The sequence below is a fragment of the Dactylosporangium sp. NPDC048998 genome, assembly GCF_043197855.1.
Taxonomy (GTDB): Bacteria; Actinomycetota; Actinomycetes; order Mycobacteriales; family Micromonosporaceae; genus Dactylosporangium.
Genome location: NZ_JBICTV010000003.1, coordinates 66,387 through 88,925 on the forward strand (window position 1 = coordinate 66,387; position 22,539 = coordinate 88,925).

General features: G+C 71.4%; 17 protein-coding genes and 1 pseudogene. 9 read left to right on the forward strand and 9 right to left on the reverse strand.

Annotation, left to right across the window (positions count from 1 at the left end; all coding sequences use genetic code 11):
• The first annotated feature begins 4 nt into the window (after positions 1–4).
• Positions 5–1,117 (forward strand): AAA family ATPase, encoded by a 1,113-nt coding sequence (locus ACGFI8_RS07590; RefSeq protein WP_392801428.1) that lies wholly within the window; start codon positions 5–7, stop codon positions 1,115–1,117.
• Positions 1,114–3,981 carry a DUF5682 family protein gene (locus ACGFI8_RS07595; protein WP_392801431.1) on the forward strand — a complete coding sequence of 956 codons (2,868 nt, stop codon included), beginning with the start codon at positions 1,114–1,116 and terminating at the stop codon, positions 3,979–3,981. The genes ACGFI8_RS07590 and ACGFI8_RS07595 overlap by 4 nt, the downstream gene beginning before the upstream one ends.
• 194 nt (positions 3,982–4,175) lie before the next feature.
• On the opposite strand, the gene ACGFI8_RS07600 is transcribed toward ACGFI8_RS07595, so the two are convergent.
• Entirely contained in the window at positions 4,176–5,003 is an 828-nt protein-coding gene (locus ACGFI8_RS07600) for an SDR family oxidoreductase (RefSeq protein ID WP_392801434.1), read from the reverse strand.
• Between the two features lie 58 nt (positions 5,004–5,061).
• Between ACGFI8_RS07600 and ACGFI8_RS07605 the strand changes: the two genes are divergently transcribed.
• The gene (locus tag ACGFI8_RS07605) at positions 5,062–5,466 is read left to right on the forward strand and encodes a winged helix-turn-helix transcriptional regulator (protein ID WP_392801436.1); all 405 of its coding nucleotides are present in this window, start codon (positions 5,062–5,064) and stop codon (positions 5,464–5,466) included.
• Positions 5,467–5,512: 46 nt separating this feature from the next.
• Here the strand turns inward: ACGFI8_RS07605 and ACGFI8_RS07610 are convergent, their stop codons facing one another.
• Both ACGFI8_RS07610 and ACGFI8_RS07615 read right to left on the reverse strand, forming a co-directional pair.
• The gene (locus ACGFI8_RS07610) at positions 5,513–6,151 is read right to left on the reverse strand and encodes a hypothetical protein (protein ID WP_392801438.1); all 639 of its coding nucleotides are present in this window, start codon (positions 6,149–6,151) and stop codon (positions 5,513–5,515) included.
• Positions 6,151–7,566, reverse strand: a complete 1,416-nt coding sequence (locus ACGFI8_RS07615; protein WP_392801440.1) for a selenium-binding protein SBP56-related protein — start codon at positions 7,564–7,566, stop codon at positions 6,151–6,153. The genes ACGFI8_RS07610 and ACGFI8_RS07615 overlap by 1 nt, the downstream gene beginning before the upstream one ends.
• A 238-nt stretch (positions 7,567–7,804) precedes the next feature.
• Here ACGFI8_RS07615 and ACGFI8_RS07620 point away from each other — a divergent pair, with 238 nt between their 5' ends.
• The 3 genes from ACGFI8_RS07620 to ACGFI8_RS07630 are packed head-to-tail and all read left to right on the forward strand — an operon-like array spanning position 7,805 to position 10,850.
• Positions 7,805–8,773, forward strand: coding sequence for an efflux RND transporter periplasmic adaptor subunit (locus tag ACGFI8_RS07620; protein ID WP_392801443.1), 969 nt, complete (start codon positions 7,805–7,807; stop codon positions 8,771–8,773).
• A complete protein-coding gene (locus ACGFI8_RS07625) occupies positions 8,770–9,465 on the forward strand; it encodes an ABC transporter ATP-binding protein (protein ID WP_392801445.1) in 696 nt (231 codons plus the stop codon). Before ACGFI8_RS07620 ends, ACGFI8_RS07625 begins: the two co-directional genes overlap by 4 nt.
• A complete protein-coding gene (locus ACGFI8_RS07630) occupies positions 9,462–10,850 on the forward strand; it encodes an FtsX-like permease family protein (RefSeq protein ID WP_392801448.1) in 1,389 nt (462 codons plus the stop codon). The genes ACGFI8_RS07625 and ACGFI8_RS07630 overlap by 4 nt, the downstream gene beginning before the upstream one ends.
• A gap of 69 nt (positions 10,851–10,919) precedes the next feature.
• Here the strand turns inward: ACGFI8_RS07630 and ACGFI8_RS07635 are convergent, their stop codons facing one another.
• From ACGFI8_RS07635 to ACGFI8_RS07650, 4 genes are all read right to left on the reverse strand, one after another.
• Positions 10,920–12,026 carry a hypothetical protein gene (locus ACGFI8_RS07635; RefSeq protein WP_392801449.1) on the reverse strand — a complete coding sequence of 369 codons (1,107 nt, stop codon included), beginning with the start codon at positions 12,024–12,026 and terminating at the stop codon, positions 10,920–10,922.
• Positions 12,023–12,553, reverse strand: coding sequence for a SigE family RNA polymerase sigma factor (locus ACGFI8_RS07640; protein ID WP_392801450.1), 531 nt, complete (start codon positions 12,551–12,553; stop codon positions 12,023–12,025). The genes ACGFI8_RS07635 and ACGFI8_RS07640 overlap by 4 nt, the downstream gene beginning before the upstream one ends.
• A 151-nt stretch (positions 12,554–12,704) precedes the next feature.
• Positions 12,705–12,995: an AbfB domain-containing protein gene (locus ACGFI8_RS07645; protein WP_392801452.1), complete on the reverse strand. Its 291-nt coding sequence runs from the start codon at positions 12,993–12,995 to the stop codon at positions 12,705–12,707.
• A gap of 63 nt (positions 12,996–13,058) precedes the next feature.
• Entirely contained in the window at positions 13,059–15,899 is a 2,841-nt protein-coding gene (locus ACGFI8_RS07650; RefSeq protein ID WP_392801454.1) for a carbohydrate-binding protein, read from the reverse strand.
• 621 nt (positions 15,900–16,520) lie between these two features.
• Between ACGFI8_RS07650 and ACGFI8_RS07655 the strand changes: the two genes are divergently transcribed.
• Complete coding sequence (locus ACGFI8_RS07655; protein ID WP_392801457.1) at positions 16,521–17,162, forward strand: DUF6230 family protein; 642 nt, start codon at positions 16,521–16,523, stop codon at positions 17,160–17,162.
• 70 nt (positions 17,163–17,232) lie between these two features.
• Entirely contained in the window at positions 17,233–18,729 is a 1,497-nt protein-coding gene (locus ACGFI8_RS07660) for a DUF6114 domain-containing protein (RefSeq protein WP_392801460.1), read from the forward strand.
• A gap of 41 nt (positions 18,730–18,770) precedes the next feature.
• On the opposite strand, the gene ACGFI8_RS07665 is transcribed toward ACGFI8_RS07660, so the two are convergent.
• Positions 18,771–19,850 (reverse strand): CaiB/BaiF CoA transferase family protein, encoded by a 1,080-nt coding sequence (locus ACGFI8_RS07665; protein WP_392801463.1) that lies wholly within the window; start codon positions 19,848–19,850, stop codon positions 18,771–18,773.
• 5 nt (positions 19,851–19,855) lie between these two features.
• Complete coding sequence (locus ACGFI8_RS07670) at positions 19,856–21,526, reverse strand: DUF885 domain-containing protein (protein ID WP_392801465.1); 1,671 nt, start codon at positions 21,524–21,526, stop codon at positions 19,856–19,858.
• A 211-nt stretch (positions 21,527–21,737) separates the two neighbouring features.
• Between ACGFI8_RS07670 and ACGFI8_RS07675 the strand changes: the two are divergent.
• Positions 21,738–22,475 (forward strand): annotated as a pseudogene (locus tag ACGFI8_RS07675) (DMT family transporter); the annotation flags it as partial.
• Between the last annotated feature and the right edge of the window lie 64 nt (positions 22,476–22,539).

Consider the following 22,539-nt stretch of genomic DNA (forward strand, 5'->3'; position numbering starts at 1 on the left):
TCTCATGACTGACATGCTCCGCGCCCCCGCCGAGGTCAAATACGCCGAGGAGCTCGACTGGCTGGAGTCGATCGACGACGGGCCCAAGCCGTTCTCGTGGCGGCTCAGCCCGCGGATGATCCGCCTGTTCATCCTCGGCTCGGAGCGCGCCGACGGCCTCGACCGCGAGATCTCCCAGAAGTGGTTCGGCGACCGCAGCTTCGTCGAGCGCAGCATCGTCACGCTGGCCTCCGACCGCGGCCTGCTGCTCATCGGCGACCCCGGCACGGGCAAGAGCTGGCTGGCCGAGCTGCTCGCCGCGGCCATCTCGCGCAACTCGACGCTCGTGGTGCAGGGCACGGCCGGCACGACCGAGGACCACATCAAATACTCGTGGAACGTCTCGATGGTCATCGCCAAGGGTCAGTCCCGGGCGTCGCTGATCCCCTCGCCGATCATGACCGCGATGGAGAAGGGCGTCATCGGCCGGTTCGAGGAGCTGACCCGCTCCACCAGCGACGTGCAGGACGCGCTCATCTCGATCCTGTCCGAGAAGTACGTGTCGATCCCGGAGCTCGACGACGACAACATCGTCTTCGCGCAGCCCGGCTTCTCGATCATCGCGACCGCCAACAGCCGCGACCGAGGCGTCAACGACCTGTCCTCGGCGCTCAAGCGGCGGTTCAACTTCGTGCGGATCCCGGTCGTCACCAACAAGAAGAGCGAGGCGGAGATCGTCCGCTTCCGCACCACCGAGCTGCTGCGCCGGCACCGCATCGAGCTCGATGTGCCGCCCAACCTGCTCGACATCCTGCTGCAGAGCTTCGCCGACCTGCGGGCCGCGGCCGCGTCGGCGACCAGCGACGACGACAAGCTCGAGTCGGCGCTGTCCACCGCCGAGCAGATCGGCGTGCTGGAGGACGCGATCCTGCACAGCACGTTCTTCGGCGACCGCAGCCTGCGCGCCGAGACGCTCGCCGGCTCGCTGGTCGGGTCGCTCGCCCGGCGCAGCCCGGAGGACCTCGCGATCCTCAACAAATACTGGCACGGTGTCGTCGAGCCGCGCAGCAAGGAGGACGGCGGGGAGTGGCCGGCGTTCCTCGAGGGTGGCCGCCAGGCGATCGCCACGCTGTCATGACCGAGACACCACCGTTCGGCGCGCTACGGTCCCAGCTGGTGGAGGCCGCCACGGCCTTCGCCGAGGGGCCCAGCGCAGTCCCGGAGATCCTGGCCGGCATCGTCGACGACGTCGACCGGGCGCTGCGCGAGGAGCTGGAGATCTTCCCGGTCTGCCACCACTCGCCCGCGTCCGGGCTCGCGATGGTCCGGCGGCTGCGCGAGAAGCAGCCGAAGGTCATCTACCTCGAGCTGTGCGAGGACATGGCGCCGCTGCTCACCGAGCTGCGCAACTGCCGCCTGCCGGTGGCGTTGCAGGCGTTCGCGTCGCAGCTGGACGGGTTTCCGCAGGAGTGGGGGCCGCTCAGCGTCGTCGCGCCGATCACCGAGGCGTCCGCGGAGTATCAGGCCATCGCCTACGCCCTCGACACGCCCGGCGTCGAGCTGGTGCTGGTCGACCGCTCGACCGACCACGTGTTCCAGTGGCAGCCCCGCGAGGACGAGGCGCCCTCCGCCGAGGGCGCCGAGGAGCCGGACCAGAAGCCGGACCAAAAGCCGGACCAGGCCGACCTGCACGGCGACGCGGTCGGCATCGAGATCGGCGACCTGCGGCCGCGCTTCGCCGAGCTCGAGCAGCACCTGCTGCACCACGGCAAGGTGCGGCACTGGTCGGAGTGGTGGGACCAGTATGTCGAGCAGCCGCTGGCCGGCGCGGACTACGCCACCTACCGGCAGGTCATGGTGCTCATCGGCAGCCTGTTCCGGCGGCTGGCTAGGGGAGGCGTGGCCGACACCCGGCGGGTCGCGGTGGACGAGGACCGGGAGCGGTACATGTGGACCCGAATGCGCGAGCACCTGGCCCGCACCGGCGTCGACAAGGCCGACTGCCTCTACGTCTGCGGCGCCTTCCACGCCGCGAGCCGGGTCGCGGAGTTCGGCACCGGCGAGGGCGTGCCCGACTTCGAGATCAGCCCGCGCACGGCGACGACGTGGCTCTACGGGCTCATCCCGTCCAGCCACTCGGCCATCGAGGCGCAGTTCGGCCTCGCGTCGGGCTCGGTCTCGATCGCCGCGGCGACCTGGCAGAAGGCGGTCACCCGGGCGCGGCTCACGCCGTTTCAGCTGGAGGGCCAGAAGGGCAGCCGCAAGCGCAAGGCCGTCGCGACGGTGGCGGGCGCGGCCCCGGAGCCGGTGGCCGACCGGCTCTCCGGCTTCCTCGCCAGCCCGCCGGTCCTCGACGGCCTCGACGAGGAGGAGCTGCTCGGCTGGTGCGTCGACATCGTGCGGCTGGCCCGGCGCAACGGCTACCTGGCCAGCACCGCCGACGCCATCGCGGTGTTCGAGACGTCGATCCTGCTTGCCGGGATGCGCAACCGGGCGCGGCCGACGCCGTATGACTTCCAGGACGCGGCGGTCACCTGCATCGAGAAGGACGTCGTGCCCGGCCGGCGGGACGTGCGGCGGCTCTGCGAGATCCTGCTCGGCGGCGACCGGGTCGGCCAGGTCGGCTACGAGGCGCTGCCGCCGCTGGCCCGCGACGTCTACGACCGGCTCGCCCCGATCGGCCTTGACCTGACGAAGTCGACCGTGCAGCGGGCCCTGCTCGACCTGGCCGGCCGGCCGGAGCTCGTGCCGGCCTCGCACCTGCTGTGGATGCTGCGGTATCTGCTGCCCGAGGGTGCGGTGCGGCCCATCATGGGCACGCGCCGGCTGGGGGAGAAGTCCATCCAGGAGAGCTGGGACCTGGCGATCGGCAAGCACCAGCGGTACATCATCGAGCTGGGCTACGAGGGCGTGACCGTCGAGCAGGTCGTCGAGCAGCGGCTGCGCCGGTCGGTCTGGGCGCCCGACGCCACCGCGTCGGTCGCACTGAGCGCCGTCGAGGACTCGATCCTGTTCCTCGGCAGTCGCCGCTTCACCGACGAGCTCGGCGCCCGCGCGGTGGAGCTGCTCGCCGCCGAGCGCACGGTGGACGACGCCCCGGAGGTGCTGCGGCGCATCCGGCGGCTGCTCGCGCACTACCGCGCGACCGAGCCCGCGCTGCCTGCGTGGTGCGAGTCGTTCGTCATCGCGGGCTACGCGCACTACTGCACGCTGCTGCCGACCGCGTTCGTCGACGACGAGACCGGGGTGCGGCAGGTCGCCGCGATGCTCGGTTTCCTGTTCACCATGGAGGGCCTGGCGCTCTCGCTCGGCTGCGACCGCGCCCAGCTCGAACTGGCCGTGCGCCAGTCCCACCCGGAGAGCCCGGCGAAGGTCGCGCTGCTGTGGTCGGCCCACCACCAGCTGGGCCTGCTGCCGCTGGCCGACCTGCGGGTCCGCTGCGCCGAGCTGCTGGGCAACCCGCTGGTCGTGCCGTCGATCCCGCAATACCTGAGCGGCTTCATCCAGGCGCTGGACCCGGTCCCGAAGCTCACGCCGTTCGTGGTCGAGCTCATGTCCAACGCCTTCGCGAAGCTGCCCGACCCGGTGTTGCTCCCGTGGCTGCCGACCCTGATCACCACGCTGCGCGACCAGGCCGCCGAGCTGGTCCCGGTCCTCATCCGGGAGGCCGGCCGCACGTTCCCGGCCACGCTGCCGGCGGTCGACACGTTCATTCCGCCGTGGCTGGCCAAGCCGCGTCTCCGCCCGGTCGCCGGCCCGGTCGGTCTCCCCGGCGCCGCCGCGGCGGGCCCGGCGACCGGCCCGGTCGGTGCCTTCCTCGCCGCACACCCGGCGACCACCGACGCCCTGGCCGACGTGCTCGGCCTGGACGCCGGCTGGCGCGCGCCGTCGCCGGCCGACGACGGGGCTGGCGTCGGGGCTGAGCCGGGACCGCTGCCGCTGCTCACGGTCCACCCCGAGACGGCCGAAGCCCTGGCCGCCCTGCTTGCCGCGCCGGTTTAGGCCGTTCCGGCGCGGCGCCCCACCCTCGGCGGCCTTCAACGGCCGCCGGGGGTGGACGGCCGGGGCGACGAGCTCATGAGCGTGGAGACCGGCCTGATCGCCGAGCCGGACGGGATCCCGGGCTGGTCGGGGCGCTGGTCCGCATCGCCGACCTGATCGAGCGCCGGTGATCTCGGGCCCGGCCCGCCCGACCGCTATAGCTTGCTCAGCAGTTCCTCGAGCGTCGTCGTCGGGCGGCCGATGAGCCGGCTGAGGTCGCCGGTCACGACGTCGAGCGCGCCCTTGGCGATCTCCCCGTCCGACTGGGCCAGGGCGAGCGCGAACACGTTCGGCACCCCGAAGCTCTCCAGCGCGCCGGCGAACTCCTCGACGGGCAGATCGCGGTACACCACCTGGGTCCCGAAACGCACCGTGAGCGCCTGGGCCAGCTCCGTGAGCGTGAACGCCCGGTCGCCGCCGAGCTCGTAGGCCTTGCCGTCGTGGCCGTCGGTCGTGGCGACCACGGCGGCGGCCGTGGCGAAGTCCGCGCGGGTGGCGGCGGCGATCCGGCCGTCGCGCGCCGAGCCGAGGACGGCGCCGTGCTCCAACGTGCCGGCCAGGTTGGCGGTGTAGTTCTCCAGATACCAGTTGTTGCGCAGGAACGTGTACGGCAGGCCGGAGGCCTTGATGTACTCCTCGGTCGCCTTGTGCTCGGCCGCGATCGCGATCGTGCTGGTGTCGGCCTTGGTGATGCTCACGTACGCGATCCGCCCGACCTTGGCCTCGACGGCCGCGTCGACGACCGCGCGGTGCTGGGGGAAGCGCTTGCCGAGTTCGCTCGCCGAGATGAGGACCAGCGTGTCGGTGCCCTCGATCGCGTTCGGCAGGCTCTCCGGGCGCTCGTAGTCGCCGTAGCGGACCTCTTGCGCCGGGCCCTCCACCGCTTCGGGCCGGCGCGCCACGGCACGGACGTCGTGCCCCTTCAGCTCGCTCAGGATCAACTTGCCCAGGTGTCCGGTCGCGCCGGTGACGGTAATGGTCATTTCCGAATCGTATGCACTAACTTTTAGAAAGTGCAAGAGGCTCGGTTATCGTAGTGAGATGTCCCTCGAGCAGCTCGTGTTCGATGTCTTCGCGAAGAACTGCACCTCGCGCCCGGTCATGGACACCGTCGCCGGGCGATGGGGCATCCTGTCCATGGCCGCGCTGCTCGAGGGCACGCACCGGTTCAACGAGCTGCGCCGGCGGGTCGACGGCGTGAGCGAGAAGATGCTGTCGCAGACCCTGCACGCGCTGGAGCGCGACGGGCTGGTGACGCGCGAGGTGGTGAGCGCGATCCCGCCGCGGGTGGAGTACAGCCTGACCGACGGCGGCCGCCGCATCGCCGTCAAGCTCGTCGCGCTCATCGAGCTCATCGAGGCGGAGATGCCGGAGATCACGAAGGCGCAGGCGCGCTACGACGCCAGGGAAGATCCCGCCGCTGTACCGCAAGGGCGGCGCCCGTGAACGCCGGCACGTAGCCGGGCTGCACCGGCCGGCGGGTGGGCCGGGACTACACGGCCACCGCCACGGTCGCGATGCCGGCGCCGACCAGGGCGAAGGCCCACACCTTGTCCAGGTTGATCCAGGCCGAGCGCAGGATGCGCAGGCCCACGACCTGGTACACGAGCAGGGCGATGACGCCCGCGACCGTCACCATGCCGACGGTGTGGACAGCGGTGGCCAGGAAGCCGACCCAGAGCGGGGCGGTGGCCCGGGCGGTGACCCCGTGATGGTGGACGCCGGCGTCGATGCCCCCGGCGACCAGGACGGGGACGAGCATGAGGCCGGCGCCGTGGATGCTGGACATGAGGAATGACCAGCCCGAGAGCTGCAGGGGCGTGAGGCGCATGCCGGCCCGGCGTAAGTGCCGCTGCGACAGGGCGCGCCACAGGCCGAAGCCGACCAGGACCACGCCGCCGCCGATGGCGACGGCGCGGGTGGCGATCACGGACTGGAGGGCGCTGACGAGTCCGGCGATCACGAAGATCGACACGGCGTGGCCGGCGGCGATCGGGGCCAGGGCGCGCAACAGGGCGGCCCGGCTGCGCTCCTGAAACCCGATCGCGACGGCGAACAGCCAGCCCATGCCCGGGTTGAGGCCGTGAAAGGCGCCCATGGCGGCGAGGGCGACGAGGGCTCCGCTGGTCATCAGGGGAAGCAGTACGAGTCCGACGAGGCGTCGCCGCCCTGGAGGCGGGTCTGGTGCACGCGCAGGCCGCGGAAGGCCTCGCCGTGCGGGAAGAACCTGAGGTCGGGCTCGAGCGCGCCCTGCTCGGTGACGTCGAGCTTCGCCATCCAGGCGCCGACGCCGTCGGGGTAGAACTGGTCGTCCCAGGCCCCGTAGAGAGAGTTGGTCACGTATACACGACGTCCGTCGCGGCTGATTTCGACCATCTGCGGGCCGCCGGACAGCGGCAGGTCCGGCGCGGCGGGGTGGGCGGTTCGGGCGACGATGCCGCCGAGGCGCACCTCGCCGACGAGGACCGGGCTGAACGGGTCCGACACGTCGTAGCGCAGCAGCCGGCCGGTGCCCCAGCAGGAGACGAGCAGGAAGCGGTCGTCGACGGTGAGGTCGATGTCGGTGACGAACGGCGGCACGGCGCCGAACGGTTGCAGTACGGGCGGCAGGAGATCGGCGTCCGCGGGCTCGGCCGGGATCGTGATGACCTTGGTGGCCTTGAACGTCCCGTGCTCGCGGTGCCAGACCCAGACGGAGGCGGAGAGGTCCTCGACGCTGAGCACGACGTTGACGAACCCGTAGTCCCTGGTCGGATCGTGGGCCGGGCGCAGCTCGAAGGCCATCTGGTGCTCGTCGCCGAGGTCGACGGTCTGCAGGTGCCGGCGCTTGCGCAGGTCCCAGAAGTGCAGGGCGTGACCGTACTTGCGACCGAGCAGCAGCTCGGCGACGACCCCGTCCTCGATCATCGACGGGGTGCCCCACTCGCTGGTGACGACGACGTCGTGGCCCAGGTGCCACCAGACGTCGTAGGCGAGGTACTGCGGCCCCCGGTCGATCTCCCAGCGCCCGAGCACGTCGAAGGACGTGTGGTCGAGCAGGGCCACGCCGCCGGGGCCGTCCGCTCCGTCGGCGCCGCCGAGCGCGGAGACGTAGATGCCCTCCGGGCCGCAGTGCACGGTGTGCGGGCGGGAGTACCCGGCCCGCTTGGCGAGTTCCTCGGGCTCCAGCAGCCGGACGAGCTCGGGCCGCCGCGGGTCGGGCGCGGTGTCGTACACGTGGATGCGGGACGAGCGCAGCCCGGGAACGATCAGGTAGCGGCGCTCGACGTGCGGGTGGGGCGCGTAGGGGCACAGCGCGCTGCTGCACGCGTTCCAGCCGAAGTGGTGCAGCTCGTCGCCGGTGTTGGGCAGGTCGGTCCAGCCGACGACGGTGCCGTAGTCGGGCGAATCGGGGTCGGTGTCGACCACGGCGATCGCGTCAGGCCGCTCTGCCGCGCGGTCGAAGGCGCCGACGTAGGCGAGTTGCTCCGGCGGGGCCAGCACCGCGTCGCGCGGTGACGGATAGAAGGTCGGGTCTGGTTTCCAGAGAGCCGTGTTTCGCACCATATTTCGACCTAACTACCGCCGGTGGGCGACCGGGGGCGGATTTCCTCCCGCGTCCCCTGGACCATCGCCCACACGATTCCGGGGCTCGGTCGCCAGGGGCGGCCGTTCCGTGTCCGCATCGTGCACGCTGGGTGGTTTTTTTCGCGTTCACCCCGAACGGGGCAGCACGGTCCCCCGACGGGCGGCTACCCTTTGGCGGACTTCGATCGGACCGCGAACAGGTGTCGGAGGTTGCCCGGTGCGAAGAATCCTGCCGTTACTGACCGTGCTCGGGCTGCTCGCCGGGTGCACGCAGTCCGCCGCCTCGCAGCAGCCGCCGCCGGGCCTGGCCAACCGCGGCACCGCGGTGACCACCGCCAAGCCGACGCGGCAGGACCTCACCAACAAGGTCAGCCTGAGCGGGAAGGTCGAGCTGGGCCCGACCTTCGGGCTGGTCGCGCCGATCGACGGCGAGGTGCGGTATCTCGACGTGAAGGCACCGACCGGCACCCCGACGAAGCCGACGAAGGTGGCCAACATCTGGGCCGGCGGCAAGGCGACCGCGGTCGAGGTGCCCGCCGGGGCGGTCTTCGCCGGGCGGCTCGTCGACGACCGGTCGAAGGTGACCGCAGGCATGCCGATCGTGTCGGCCCGCCAGGTCGGTTACGGCATCGTCGCGGACATCGACGGCGCTCAGGCCTACCAGGTCTCCGACACCCTGCAGTCGGTCACCGCACAGATCAAGAGCGGGCCCGGGCCGTTCGCGTGCACCGTGCTCGGCACGCTCGCCGCGCTGCCGGCCGGCGTGATCCCCGAGCCCAAGGCGCCCGCGCCCAATCCGAGCGCGAGCGCCGCGCCGGTGCTGCCCCCGACTCCGGGCCAGCAGCAACAGCCGTCGGAACCGACCGGGATGCGGCTGGTCTGCGTCGGGCCGGCCGACGTGAAGCTCATCAACGGCGCCGCCGCCACCGTGGAGGTGGTCACCGCCAAGGCGGCCGGGGTGCTGGTCCTGCCGGTCGAGGCGGTCGCCGGCTCGCAGGGCAAGGGCCAGGTCGAGGTGGTCAAGGCCGACCAGAGCCGCGAGACCCGCGAGGTGACGCTGGGGCTCACCGACGGCAAGGTCATCGAGATCAAGACCGGCCTGACCGAGGAGGAAACCGTCACCGTGCCGGGCCCGAACATCCCCGCCGCGAAGGGCGGCCAGGGCGGTCCGGGGCCGGGCAAATGACGCCGATCATCGAGCTTGCCGGCATCACCAAGACGCTCAAGGGCCAGCAGCAGCCGCGAACCATCCTCGACGGCGTCGACCTGACGGTCGGCGAGGGCGAGAGCGTGGCGATCCTGGGGCGTTCCGGCTCGGGCAAGAGCACGCTGCTGAGCCTCATCGGGCTGTTCGACCGCCCCGACTCGGGCTCCTATCTCATGGGCGGCCGCGACCTGGCCCGCATCTCCGAGCGCCGGGCCGCCTCGCTGCGCAGCGCCGAGTTCGGTTTCGTGTTCCAGCGCTTCTTCCTGCTCAAGCACCTCACCGCCGCGCAGAACGTGGCCATGGCGCTGGTCAACGGCCAGGGCTGGCTGCCGCGGCGCAAGCGGCGCGCCCGCACGCTCGAGGCACTCGACCAGGTCGGCATCGCGCACCTCGCCAAGAACCGCCCGGCCCGGCTCTCCGGCGGCGAGCAGCAGCGGGTCGCGATCGCCCGGGCGCTCGTGCGCGGCCCGCGGATGCTGCTGGCCGACGAGCCCACCGGCGCGCTGGACACCGAGACCGGCAACCTCGTCATCGAGGTCATGCGGGCCGCTACCGACCGCGGCTGCGGCCTGATCCTGGTCACCCACGACCAGGCCCACGCGGCCAAGATGCAGCGCGTGCTGCGCCTCGACGACGGCGTGCTGCGCCCCGTCGCGCTGGAGCTGGCATGATCCGGCTCTCCGGCAGGTTCCGCTCCGCGCTGATCATCGGCCTGCAGGGCATCCGCGCCCGCAAGATGCGCACGTTCCTGTCGATGATCTCGCTGTTCCTGGGCGTGCTCGCGGTCGTCACCGTGCAGGCGGCCGCCGAGACCGCGCGCACGATGAGCCTGGCCGACGTCGAGCTGCACATGGGCAGGGACGGCACCCGGACGATGTACGTCCCGCCGATCGGTTCGGCCGTGGACGTCACGATGGCGACGATCAAGGATCAGCCGGGCGTCGCCGCGAGCTTCGTGATGCAGGCGATCATCGGCGAGCCCAAGGTCAGGCCGATCAACCCGGGCGCCGCGCCGTTCGACCGCCTCGACACGTACGGCGGCGGCTACGGCCCCGGGACGAGATACGAGATGCAGTGCGACCAGTCCGGCGCCTGCCGCCCGGTCCCGGTCGACGAGGGGGGCGCCGCCCCGCCGGGCGCCGCGATCGAGATGCAGCTCGTCGCGATGGTCAACGACATCCGGCAGTTCCGCCCGTTCCGCTCGGTCTCCGGCAGCTGGCTGGACTTCTCGGGCAAGCCGTCCTACTCGCCGCGCGTCGTCATCAACAAGGCCGCCGCGGTCGGCTTCGGCCGCTACCGCATCCCGGCCGAGATGCGCCTCGACGGCGCCATCGCCAACCCCACCCCGCGCATCATCGGCGTCATCGACGACGGCAACGAGCAGCCGATGGCCTACGCCCGCGCCGACGAGATCAACAACTGGCTGCCCCCGCCGGCCGCGCCCGACGCGACCGGCCCGGTCATCACCGACGGCCCCGCCGCCGGCAAGCCCATGATGATAGGCAACGGCCCCGGACTGGAGGTCATGCTCACCCCGACGGCCGGGGAGACCGAGAGCCTGCTGACCCGCAAGCTGATCGCCGCCGGCGTCCCGCGCGAGGCCCTGAACGTCGGCGTCATCGACGCCCGCAAGCACATCGAGCAGCAGCTGAAGATCCTCCGCTGGATCTTCCTGAGCATGGCGACGCTGGTCCTGCTCATCGGCGTGGCCGGCATCCTCAACGTCGGCCTGGCCACGGTGGGCGAGCGCGTGGAGGAGTTCGCCCTGCGCCGCGCCGTGGGCACCCCGCGCGTCCTGCTGGCCGGCATCGTTCTGGCGGAGACCCTGCTCACGGGCCTGCTGACCGCCGGCGCCGCGATCGCCGTCGCCGCCGCGGGCGTGAACCTGGGCGGCCGCATCCTGGGCGAACGCGTGCCCCAGCTGCACGACATGACATTCCCCTGGCAGGCCGGCGTGGCCGGGGTGATCGCGGGGCTCATCGCCGGCCTCCTGGGCGGCTCGATCCCGGCCTTCCGCGCCGCCCGCATCCCCATCGCCACGGTGATGCGGGCATAACCGAAACCCGATACGAGACGCCGGCCGGCCCGAGCGACGCGGGACCGGCCGGCGACCGGGTCGCAGGGATCAGGGCGCGTACGCGAGCAGCGTCATGGCCTGCTGCTCTTGCGTCTCGGTCAGCTCGCCGAGGTTGTGGAACTGGGAGTCCAGGACCACGATTCGGTTCCGCTGGCGTACCAGCACCTTGTTGTCCGAGGTGAACGTGATGCTCCGGACCTCGCCGGAGACGGGGAGCGCGACCACCTTGCTGCTTGTGGTGTCCACGACGGTGAAGCTGTCGTCCCTGCGGGCCGCGTCGGTGCCGATCCACCCGATCGAGACGTACCTGCCGTCCATCGAGACGCTGCGGGCCGCCCAGCCGTCCCAGTGGTCCGCCTCCGCCTTCGGTGGCGTGTAGGTGTAGTAGTGCCGGTCCTGGCCGTTGGTCACCGTCCGCTTGTCGGTGATCCGTCCGGCCGACCACCGGCCGTCGGCGGACCACGCCTCGAACGTCTCCGAGCTGTCGCTGCCCGTGGACGACCCGCCGGTCGGCAGGTCGAGGATCGGGTGGGTCCCGTCGTTCTTCTGCACCATCAGCCGGTCGCCGCCGCGCCAGACGAGCGCGGTGGTGCCCAGGCAGACCACGCCCTTGGCCACGGTCTGCCGGGAGGAGCCGTCGACGGACGCGGTCATCAGGGTGCCGTCCGTCTCCGGGCCCTGCACCCACGCCAGCCGTCGGCCGTCGGGCGAGACGGTGATGGAGTTGGACACGCAGCGGGCGGAGTCGTCCGGGATCCGGGCGGTCACCTGGTCCGTGTCGCCCCGCACGGCGTGGATCTGCAGCTCGCCGCCCTTCGAGCCGAGGTAGTAGCGCGTGCCGGCCAGCACCTGCGGGTTGGCGGGGGCGCTGCTGGCCCCGGCGGAGGACTGCGGCTCCGCCGTGGTGCCGGTCGGCGGCGCGCTGGCCAAGTCGGAGGAGCTAGCGGGCGTGGGCGCCAGCCCGTCGCCGCTCGGCCGGACCGCGAAGGCGATCCCGGCCGCCGACCCGAGCACCACCAGCACGGCCGCCGAGGTGGCCAGGGCCCGCTGGAAGCCGAGCCGGCGGGACGTCCGCAGCGCCCGGTCCCGCAGGTCGACCGGGGTGACCTGGTCGGCCAGGTCGGCCATGTCGAAGCGCAGACGGCGGTCGTTCATCGGGCAACCCCTTCCATGAGGTACAGCTCGGCAAGTTCCGGGGCGACGGTGCGCAGCTTGGCCAGCGCCTTCGAGGTCTGGCTCTTGACGGTGCCGACGGACACGCCGAGCAGCTCGGCGGCCTCGGCCTCGCTGCAGTCCTCGTAGAACCGCAGCACCAGCACGGCCCGCTGCTTGACGGACAGCTTCAGCAGCGCCGCCCGCAGCATCAGTCGCACGGTGGTCTGGTCGGCGGGGTCCGCCGCGCCGCGCCCGCCGCGGCGCGGCTCGGGCAGGTCGCCCGGCATCGACTCGGGCGTGCGCCGCCGCCACCACGAGACCTGCAGGTTGTACATGATCTTGCGGGTGTACGCCTCCGCGTTGCCGCGGTCGTGCAGCCGGCCCCACGACCGGTGCGTGCGGGCCAGCGCCGACTGGACGAGGTCCTCGGCCAGGTGCTGGTCGCCGGTCAGCAGGTACGCCGAGCGCAGCAGCGCGGCGCTCCGAGATCGCACGAACGAGTCGAACTCACTCACGAGGGGTTTCACACGAGCCGATCCTTCCGGGTCTGGCGGTGCATCGCCAACGGGACGCACACCAAGACGCCAACTTGCTCCGCAAGGTTGCCGTCGCTGCTGACCCCGCCAAGACGAGCGCGGCCGGCCCCGGGTGGGGCCGGCCGCGGTCAGGTGCGGTGGGTCACGGCGCCCAGGGGGCGTCGACGGACCAGGTGGTGTCCTCGGTGAACATGGCCGGGCTGTCGTAGGCGCTCGCGCCGCCCGGGGTGGCCAGCCACAGCTCCGCGTTGTAGTGGCGCAGGTACTGGCCCGGGAAGTTCCAGGCCGTCAGCCGCACGCCGCCGGTGGCCTGCTGGGCGCACCACGTGGCGTCGGCCTTGAACAGGGCCGAGTTGTCGTTCGCGTCCCTGCGCACCCGGTAGTCCGCCGATCCGTGGGGGCGCAGCGCGTCGATGAGCGCTGCAACCCCCACGGACCAACACATACACTCATGTTCAAACGAAGAGTGTCAAGCGTTACCCATCAATATCGAACATCATGCCCCGGGAATGTCGAACTTCTCCCAGGGGCCGATGGCCGTGCGGTTGGCGATGAGCGACCCAGCGCCGTTGTTCTCCGCGGTGACGTACATCCCGTTCACCGTCGCCTGCAGGCTCTTGGTGCCGTCGGCGTTGCGGATCAGGTTGAACGTCTCCCAGGACCCGACGGCCGCCCGGTTGGCGAGCAGCGGGTTGGCGCCCGCGTTCTCGGCGCAGACGTACTGGCCGTTCGACTTCGCCCGCAGCGCCACCTTGCCCCCGCCGAGGTCGACGAGGTCGAACTGCTGCGCGGTGCCGATCGTCGAGGAGTTGGCGATCAGCGCGGTGGTCGCGTTCGGCGCCGACACGTACAGGTTGTTCGTCAGCGACTTGAGGCTCACCACCGGCGCGGTCGCGGTACCGGTGTTGAAGGTGAACGCGTCGAGGTCGAACAGGTTGCCACTGCCGCCCTTGAACACCAGGTACAGCGTGGTGGCCGTGCTCGGCGCGCCGGAGATGTTCGCGGTGACGTTGGTGAACGTGTCCCAGCTCCCGGTCGGGGTCACCGTGGCGGTGCCGAGCAGTGTGCCGGTCGCCGACCCGGCGCGCACCTCGATCGTGCCGCCGGCCCCGGCCGAGGAGACCCGGGCGGTGAACTGCGTGGCGTTGTTCAGCAGGTACGGCGAGAACGAGACCCAGTCGCCGTTGTCGATGAAGCCGACGGTGGCGCCGCCCTCGGCCGTGGCGTGGCTCGCGATCTGGATGCCGGACTGGGCGGCGAAGTGCTCACCCTGCCGGTGCTTCGGCTGCAGGGTGTTGATCCCGTGGCCGGTCAGCCCGCCCTTGTCGGTGTACGACGCGTCGAAGATGCCGTAGACGTTCGCCGCCGCGTCGTGCTCACCGTCCACCGGCACCGTGATCGAGCCCGAGCAGCCCGTCTTGGACGTGATCTGGTGGGAGTGCTGGTCGTGGCCGAGGAAGTACGTCACGGTGACCTTCGAGCAGTCGATCGTGCCGTCCTCCGGGTCGGTGACCGTGACCGAGAAGGGCACGGTGTCGCCGAAGTTGAACAGCTGGCCGTTGGCCGGCAGCGTCAGCTTTACCGTCGGCGCCGTGTTGCCCACCGTGATCACCGTGCTCGCCGAGCCGGTCGCGCCCTGCGGGTCCTTCACGGTCAGCTTCGCGGTGTACGTGCCGTTGGTGGTGTACGTGTACGTCGGGTTCGCGGCCGTCGAGTCGGTCGTGCCGTTGCCGTCGAAGTCCCAGGCGTAGGTGAGCGCGCCGCCCTCGGGGTCGGAGCTGCCCGCCGACGAGAAGTTCACCGTGAGCGGGTTGGGCCCGGAGGTCTTGTCCGCGGTGAGCTTCGCGATCGGCGCCTTGTTGCCGCCGCCGACGTACTCGACGCGGTACAAGGCCTGGTTGTTGGAGCCCGTGCCGTAGTCGAGCACGTAGAGCGCGCCCTCCGGCCCGAACTCCATGTCCATGACCTGCGTGCCGGCCCACGGGAAGGTGGAGATCGTCCCCGGCGAGCCGTCGGCGTTGATCAGCACCGGCTTGATCCACTTGCGGCCGTACTCACCGGCGAAGTAGTTGTTGTCCAGCGACTGCGGGAACTTCACCGTCGAGTTGAGGTTCGGGTCGTAGTGGTACACCGGGCCGCCCATCGGCGACTCGGAGCCGCTGCCGAACTCCGGCGGGCTGCCGGCGTCGCCGCCGTAGCGGATCCAGCTCGGCTTCGCCGCGGGCAGGGTGGTCAGGCCCGTGTTGCGGAACGAGCCGTTCGCCGGGCCGCCGGCGCAGTTGAACTTCGGGCCGCTGGTGTTGGTGGCGAAGTCCCACTTGTTGTAGGTCTCGTTCGTGGTGTTGGTGCCGGTGCAGTACGGCCAGCCGAAGAAGCCCGTCCCGGTGACCCGGTCGAACTCGACCTGGCCGTTCGGGCCGCGGTTCGGGTCGGTGGTGCCCGCGTCCGGGCCGTAGTCGCCGATGTAGACGATGCCCGTCGGCTTGTCGACGCTCATCCGGAACGGGTTGCGGAAGCCCATCGCGTAGATCTCCGGGCGGGTCTTCGCGGTGCCCGGCGCGAACATGTTGCCGGCCGGGATCGAGTACGTCCCGTCGGTGTTCGGCTTGATCCGCAGCAGCTTGCCGCGCAGGTCGTTGCTGTTGGCCGAGGTGCGCTGCGCGTCGTACTGCGGATTGCGGTTGGTCCGCTCGTCGATCGGCGAGTACGAGTTGGACTCGAACGGGTTGGTGTCGTCGCCGGTCGTCAGGTACAGGTTGCCCTGCGCGTCGAAGTCGATGTCCCCGCCGACGTGGCAGCACATGCCGCGGTCGTTGTCGACGGTGAGCACGATCTTCTCGCTGGTGAGGTCGAGCGTGTTGTCGGCCTTCAGCGTGAACCGGGACAGGTTGAGGTGACCCTTCCACTTCGCCCAGTCGGTATCCGTGCCGGTGGCGGGCGCGTCGCCGGCCGGCGTGGTCAGGGTCGGCGAGTAGTACAGCCACACCCACCGGTTGGTGGCGAAGCCGGGGTCGATGGCGACACCCTGCAGGCCCTCCTCGTCGTGGGTGTAGACCGACAGCTTGGCGGCGACCTTGGTGTTGCCCGTGGCGTCGGTGACGCGGACTGTGCCGTCACGAGCGGTGTGGATCACCGACCGGTCCGGCATGACGGCCAGGGACATCGGCTCGCCGAGCGCGGCGCTGCCGAGGGCCAGCTGGACGTGCTGGTAGTCGCTGGCCGGGAGGGGAACGGCCGCGGCGGCCGGGGCATGTGCCACGGCGGCCACGACGGTGCTGCCGGCGACGAGGGTGGCTGCGGTGAGCAGCCGCCGCCACCGGCGCGGGGATGGGGCCATGTGCGGTGTCCTTCCTGAGCTGCGGGGGTTCAGCCAGGCAAGACGCGCGCCGACCGCGCTTGCGAAAAGCAGCCGCTGGACGCGGGGCGCCGACCCTCTGTCGTGCGGTGACCAACGTGTCGGGTGGATGGCGGCCACCCCTCGTTAGTTATGGGGCTTAACTAACCATCGGGCGCGCGGGCTGCGCAATGCCGAGTTTTTCGTGAGGCGGCTTTCGCGGCATTTGTCAGCAAACTCAGGAGGTTCGATGCCAGAAAAGAACCTCGTGGGTTTGTCGTTATAGAACCGTGACAATGGTCAAGATTCGCTACCTGTGGTAGTCGTCACAGTGAATGTCCGTCCGAATTGGATGGCTTTGATAGTCGGTCACCGCGTGGAAACGCCCCGGTAACCCACTACGGAGCGTATAAATTTCAATGAATCTGGGTTACCGGCCAGTAACGACCGGCCTTGTACGCGCGCGAGGGACCCGGCAACATCGTGCGCACGCGCCGACCCGACCTCTGGAACCACTTGGAACATCCGCCCGGCAGCCCCGGGGGCCGGTCCGGCAGCGCGATGCGAGCGCCCGCAAGGCAGGAGCGCCGCACCACCAGCACCCCGCGACCAGAGGAGCCCTACGTGTCCGTAGCTCAGGGCAGCGCGGTGAAGGGCCGCACGAGATGGAAGCGTTTCGCTACCGTCGTCGTGCCGGCCAGCTTCATCGCAGGCGCCATCGTCTTCGGCCAGGCGACCGGCGCCATCGCCGCGTCGTTCAACGTGTCCGGCAGCCAGTTCAAGGTGTCCGCCGACAAGCTCGACGGCACCGGGTTCGTTCAGTACGGTGGCCTGGCCACCGAGAAGGGCGGCAACCCGCAGAACCCGGCCGACCCGAAGAACCACTTCGTGGCCGTCTCCGGCATCTCCAGCGCCAAGCTGTACAACCTCTGCCAGTCGGTGAAGGTGCCCGGCCTGCCGGTCTCCATGGTCATCCGCGCCGGTCGGGACGCGAACAACCCGGCCGAGGCCACCGACCTGCTGATCGACATGTCGTCGCTGAAGGGCGACGCCACGTTCAAGAACATCCAGATCGGCATCGACGCCTCCGACCTCACCAAGGGCGGCCCCGAGGCCAAGGGCCTGCAGGGCAGCTTCGCCCAGCAGGCGGACTCGGTGATCATCACCAACCTGAAGCAGGTCGCCTGGTCCACCTCCGCCGGCACGTTCAAGCTGAGCGGCCTCGACCTCGGCCTCTCCGTGGGCAACCCGGAGGAGTGCTTCTAACAGCACCGTCAGGGCCCGCGGGTGAACACCCGCGGGCCCCCCCTTTGTGAACCGCTATCTGGAGGACGCAGTGACCACCTCGCACGCCGCGCACGCGAAAAACCGTGCGACTTTCGGTGGGTGGCGCGCCCAACGGCCGTTCTGGGGTGGACTGTTCCTGATCCTGTCGGGTCTGGAGCTCTTCCTCAGCGGCAACCTGAAGCTCGCGCTGGAGGTCCACTTCGGACCGACGGGCTTCCTGTCGTACGTGCTTCCGTTGGTGATGCTGCTCTGCGGGGCGCTGAGCTGGTTCACCCCCCAGCAGCGCCTCTTCTACGGCATCCTCGGCACGGTCACCGCGCTGTACTCGCTGATCGGCCTCAACCTCGGCGGGTTCTTCCTCGGCACCGTCCTGGGCCTCGTCGGCGGCGGCCTCGCCGTCGCCTGGGCGCCGGGCGTCGCGGCCCCCGCGGCCACCGGCGACGAGGACCTGCCGCCGGGGCCGGCCGACGAGACGTACTACGAGGACACCCGCCTCGACGACATCCTCGCCGAGGACACCGCGGAGCGGCCCGGACCGCCGATACCCCCGCAGCGCCCCAGCTCGGGGGTGCTCACCGACGAACTGCCGACGGCGCGGGTCAGCCCGCTGCACGAAGGGAACGGTGCGGGCAGCGCCGATGACCAGCGCCCCCCAGCGGTAGGCCCGGGTGAGCTGCCCAAGCGGCGTCACCTGGGCCCGATGCTGATGGCTGCGGTCCTGACCGCGTCGATCGTGGGAGTCACCAACCACACCGGCGGGGCCTACGCCGCGCCGGCCGCGTGCGCGTCGTCCACGTCGTCCGAGCCGGCGAAGACCGCGACCGCGACCGCGACCCCGACGGCCACCGGCGCCCCGGCGACCGGTGCCCCGACCCCGGCCGCGAGCCCGACGCCGTCGCAGACCGAGCAGACGTCCGGGGGCGTCCTGGGCTGGCTCGGCGACCTGTTCGGCGGCAGCAGCAAGAAGGAGGCCACCGCGGCGGCCTCGCCGAGCACGAGGGTCACCCCGCCGCCGGCGACGAGCACCACCCCGTCCACCCCGGCCACCCCGTCCATGCCGGCGGCCAGCAAGCCGGCGGCCTGCGCGAGCCCTTCGCCGACGCCGAACAACAAGAAGGCACAGCTGGCGGCCGGGCAGCCGTCCGTCGCCAAGGAGCCGTCGATCCTCAAGGCCGACGCGATGACGATGGACGGCCTGATCTACGACGGCGTCGCCGAGCTGCCGCACAAGGACGGCTCGACGGTGCAGGTGCTGGCGTTTTCGATGCGGAACTCGGTCTCCACGCCGTTCGAGCTCGACACCCCCGGCGCCGGGAAGCTGCTCGTCACGAAGAGCAGCAAGCTCACCGTCGAGGGCGACGTGAAGTTCTACACCACCAGTTTCTCCGCCAAGGTGCTCGGCCTGCTGCCGCAGACGTTCACCCCCTCGTCCCCGCCTCCGCCGGTCCCGTTGCCCGGGTTCTACACGGAGTGCACGATCGAGCTGGTGTACGTGCAGTCGAACATCCTGACCGCGCCCGACCTCAGCATCGCGTACGCCGCCTGACCGGGGATGAGTCCGGACACCCCCGTGTCCGGACTCATCCCTTATTTCAGGTCGGGCGGCGGCCGCCGATACGTCACCGGGGTCTCCGAAAGCTCGATCGGCGATGCGATCGAGCGCCGCCCGTCGAGGTCCACCACCGGCGCCAGCCCGAGCCGCTCGGCCAGCGCGATTCCCTCCGCGACCGTGTTCACGGCCCCGCACGGCACGCCGGCGGCGGTGAGCACCTCCACCCAGTGCGCGACCGGGGCGGCGGCGAGGACGGCCTCCAGGGCCTCCGCCAGCGCCTCGCGGTGCTCGACCCGGCGGGCGTTGGTCGCGAACCGCTCGTCGCCGGCCAGGCCCAGCGCCGCGCGGAGCCGCTCGAACTGGCCGTCGTTGCCGACCGCCAGGACGAGGTCGCCGTCGGCCGTGGCATAGGTCTCGTACGGCGCGATGCTCGGGTGGCGGTTGCCCATCCGGCCGGGCACGACGCCGGCGTTGAGCACGGCCGAGGCCTGGTTCACCAGGCCGGCGAGGACGCTGCCGAGGAGGCTCACCTCGACGCGCTGCCCCCGGCCGGTGCGCTGCCGGGCGTACAGCGCGGCCAGAATGCCGGACGTCAGCTGTTGGCCGGCGAGCACGTCCACCAGCGCCACGCCCACCTTGGTCGGCGGGCCGCCCGGCGCGCCCGTGATCGACATGAGGCCGCCGAGCGCCTGGACCAGGAAGTCGTACCCGGGGGAGGGCGCCGCCCGGCCGAAGCCCGTGACGCTCGCGTAGATCAGCCCGGGATTGGCGGGGCGCAGCTGCTCGTAGCCGAGGCCGAAGCGCTCCATCGTGCCCGGCGCGAAGTTCTCCACCAGGATGTCGGCCCGGCGGGCCAGGTCCAGCGCCTCGGGCGAGGCCAGGTCCAGCGCCACGCCGCGCTTGTTGCGGTTGACCGAGAGGTAGTACGTCGACGTGCCGTCGGGCGCGTGCGGCGGGCCCCAGGCGCGCGTGTCGTCGCCCGTGCCGGGCCGCTCCACCTTGACCACGTCGGCGCCGAGGTCGCCCAGGGTCATGGCGGCCAGCGGCCCGGCCAGGACGCGCGAGAAGTCCGCGACGAGCAGGCCGTCGAGCGGCCCGGCCGGGATGGCGTTCACCGGGCTCAGAGCCGGGCGAGCGCGGCGCGCAGCGGGTCGAGGCCGAGCGAGCCGAGGTTGAGCGCGTCGCGGTGGAAGGCCTTGAGGTCGAACGCCGGGCCCTTGCGGGCCTGGGCGTCGGCGCGGGCCGCGAGCCAGGCGCGCTCGCCGAGCTTGTACGACGGCGCCTGCCCGGGCCAGCCGAGGTATCGGTTGAGCTCGAAGCGCAGGCTCTTCTCCTCGACCCGGCAGTGCGCCCGCAGGAACTCCCAGCCGAGCTCGGGCGTCCAGCGCTCGCCGGGCGCGAAGCCGAACGGGTTGTCCCGCGGGATCTCCAGCTCCAGGTGCATGCCGATGTCGACGATGACCCGGGTGGCCCGGAACGCCTGCCCGTCGAGCATGCCGAGCTTGTCGCCGGGGTCGGACAGATACCCCAGCTCGTCCATCAGACGCTCGGCGTAGAGCGCCCAGCCCTCGCCGTGGCCGGACGACCACGCGAGCACCCGGCGCCAGCGGTTGAGCAGCTCGGCCCGGACGTACGTCTGCGCGATCTGGAGGTGATGGCCGGGGACGCCCTCGTGGTAGACCGTGGTGACCTCGCGCCAGGTGGAGAAGCTGTCGACGCCCTGGGGCACCGCCCACCACATGCGGCCGGGGCGGGTGAAGTCCTCGCTCGGGCCGGTGTAGTAGATGCCGCCGTCCGACGTCGGGGCGAGCATGCACTCGATCGGCCGCACCTGCTCCGGGATGTCGAAGTGTCGCCCGTTGAGCTCCCGCACGGTGGCGTCGGCGAGCTCCTGCATCCAGTCGCGGAACGCCTCCTTGCCGCGGATCGTGCGGGCCGGGTCGGCGTCGAGCGCGGCGACCGCCTCGTCGACGGTCCCGCCGGGCACGATCTTGTCCGCGACCGTGCGCATTTCCGACTCGAGGCGGGCCAGCTCTTCGAAGCCCCAGGCGTAGGCCTCGTCGAGGTCGACGGTGGCGCCCAGGAAGTAGCGCGAGGCGAGCTGGTAGCGCTCGCGCCCGGCGGCCTCCTTCGGCCGGCCCAGCGGCGCCAGCTCGCGGCGCAGGAACTCGCCCGTCTCGACGGTCGCGGCGCGCGCGGCCTCGGCATTGCGGGCCAGGTCGGCGGCGAGCGCCGGGTTGTCCGCGCCGATGCGGGCGGCCAGGTCGGGGTAGAAGTTGTCGCCCTCGAGGTCGGCCCAGACCTCGCACTGCTTGGCCACCTCGACGATCTGCTTGGCCGGCGCGACGTGGCCGCGCTGCGCCTCGTGCAGCAGCGTCTGCCGCCACTGGGCGAGCGCCGCCGGCACCGCGGCGAGCCGGGCGAGGATGTTGGCGACGGCCTCCTCGCCGGCGGTCGGCATGAGGTCGAACGAGCTCCGCACCCCGTGTAGCGGGCTGGAGATCACGTTGACGTCGCTGGTGAGATCGCCGGCCTCGTAGCGCTCGAGGGCCAGCCCGAGGCGCTCCTGCATGGCCTCTTTGGCGACCCGCTCGGTCTCGGTGGCGGGCGTCTCGGCGTCGAGCGCGGCGAGGGTGCGCCGATCGAGGTCGGCGAGTGCGGCGAAGCCGTCGGGCGAGAGGTCGGTCAGACGGTCGTCGTGGCCGGCCACGCCGACGAAGGTCGCCCCGATCGGGTCGAGGGGCGCCCACTGCTCGACATACCTGTTGGCGATGTCATCGATAGAACCCACGGGCCGACCCTACGGCACGGAGGCGATCATGGTGGTACACCCGCAGGCCAATTCCCAACGGGTGGCTTGACCTGCGGTTCAAGGTCCCAAACCCGCGCGACAGGGCCACCCGCGCCGGTGCAGAGTAAGGGCTATGCCGAGCCCCGCCCCTGACGTCAAACGCTGGCTGCCGGCGTTTGCCGCCGTTGCCCTCATCTGGGGCACCAGCTTCATGTTCATCAAGGACGCGCTGGCGGGGCTGGCGCCGGTGTACATCGCGCTCTACCGCATCGCCCTGGGCGCCGTCACGCTGCTGATCCTGCTCGCGGTGCGCCGGCTGCCGCTGCCCCGCGGCGCCCGGCTCTGGGGGCACCTGTTCGTCTTCTCGCTCTTCGCCTCGACGGTACCGTTCGCCCTCTTCGGCTACGCCGAGCAGCGCGTACCCTCGGTGCTGGCCGGCATCTGGAACGGCACCGCCCCGCTGACCACGCTCGTGGTCACCCTGGTCGCGGTCCGCTCGCAGCGGCCGAGCCGCAGGCAGATCGCCGGCCTGCTGGCCGGATTCCTCGGCGTGCTCGTCGTCCTCGGCGTCTGGGACGGCGTCGGCGGCAGCTCCCTGGCCGGCCAGCTGATGCTGCTCGGCGCGGTCACCTGCTACGGCATCGCCTTCAACTACACCCGCTGGCTGATGCAGCACTTCGAGATCTCGCCGTTCCAGCTCTCCGCCGGCCAGCTCATCATGTCGACGCTGCACCTCGTCATCGCGGCGCCGCTCGTCGCCGGCCTGCCACCGTCGCCGCTGGACCTCTCGCCGAGGGTGTGGCTCGGCGTGCTCGCGCTCGGCATCTTCGGCACCGGGATCGCCTTCGCGTTGAACTACCACGTCGTGCAGACCGCGGGCGTCACGACGGGTTCGATGGTCACGTACTTCCCGCCGTTCGTGGCCGCGATCGCCGGCGTCGTGTTCCTCGGCGAGCACCTCACCTGGCACCAGCCCGTCGGCGGCCTCATCGTGCTGGCCGGCGTGGGCATCT

Excerpts from the sequence above, each read along its gene's own strand:
- ACGFI8_RS07590 (WP_392801428.1), top strand. The coding sequence starts at position 5 with ATGACTGACATGCTCCGCGCCCCCGCCGAGGTCAAATACGCCGAGGAG.
- ACGFI8_RS07595 (WP_392801431.1), top strand. The coding sequence starts at position 1,114 with ATGACCGAGACACCACCGTTCGGCGCGCTACGGTCCCAGCTGGTGGAG.
- ACGFI8_RS07600 (WP_392801434.1), bottom strand. The coding sequence starts at position 5,003 with ATGACCATTACCGTCACCGGCGCGACCGGACACCTGGGCAAGTTGATC.
- ACGFI8_RS07605 (WP_392801436.1), top strand. The coding sequence starts at position 5,062 with ATGTCCCTCGAGCAGCTCGTGTTCGATGTCTTCGCGAAGAACTGCACC.
- ACGFI8_RS07610 (WP_392801438.1), bottom strand. The coding sequence starts at position 6,151 with ATGACCAGCGGAGCCCTCGTCGCCCTCGCCGCCATGGGCGCCTTTCAC.
- ACGFI8_RS07615 (WP_392801440.1), bottom strand. The coding sequence starts at position 7,566 with ATGGTGCGAAACACGGCTCTCTGGAAACCAGACCCGACCTTCTATCCG.
- ACGFI8_RS07625 (WP_392801445.1), top strand. The coding sequence starts at position 8,770 with ATGACGCCGATCATCGAGCTTGCCGGCATCACCAAGACGCTCAAGGGC.
- ACGFI8_RS07630 (WP_392801448.1), top strand. The coding sequence starts at position 9,462 with ATGATCCGGCTCTCCGGCAGGTTCCGCTCCGCGCTGATCATCGGCCTG.
- ACGFI8_RS07635 (WP_392801449.1), bottom strand. The coding sequence starts at position 12,026 with ATGAACGACCGCCGTCTGCGCTTCGACATGGCCGACCTGGCCGACCAG.
- ACGFI8_RS07650 (WP_392801454.1), bottom strand. The coding sequence starts at position 15,899 with ATGGCCCCATCCCCGCGCCGGTGGCGGCGGCTGCTCACCGCAGCCACC.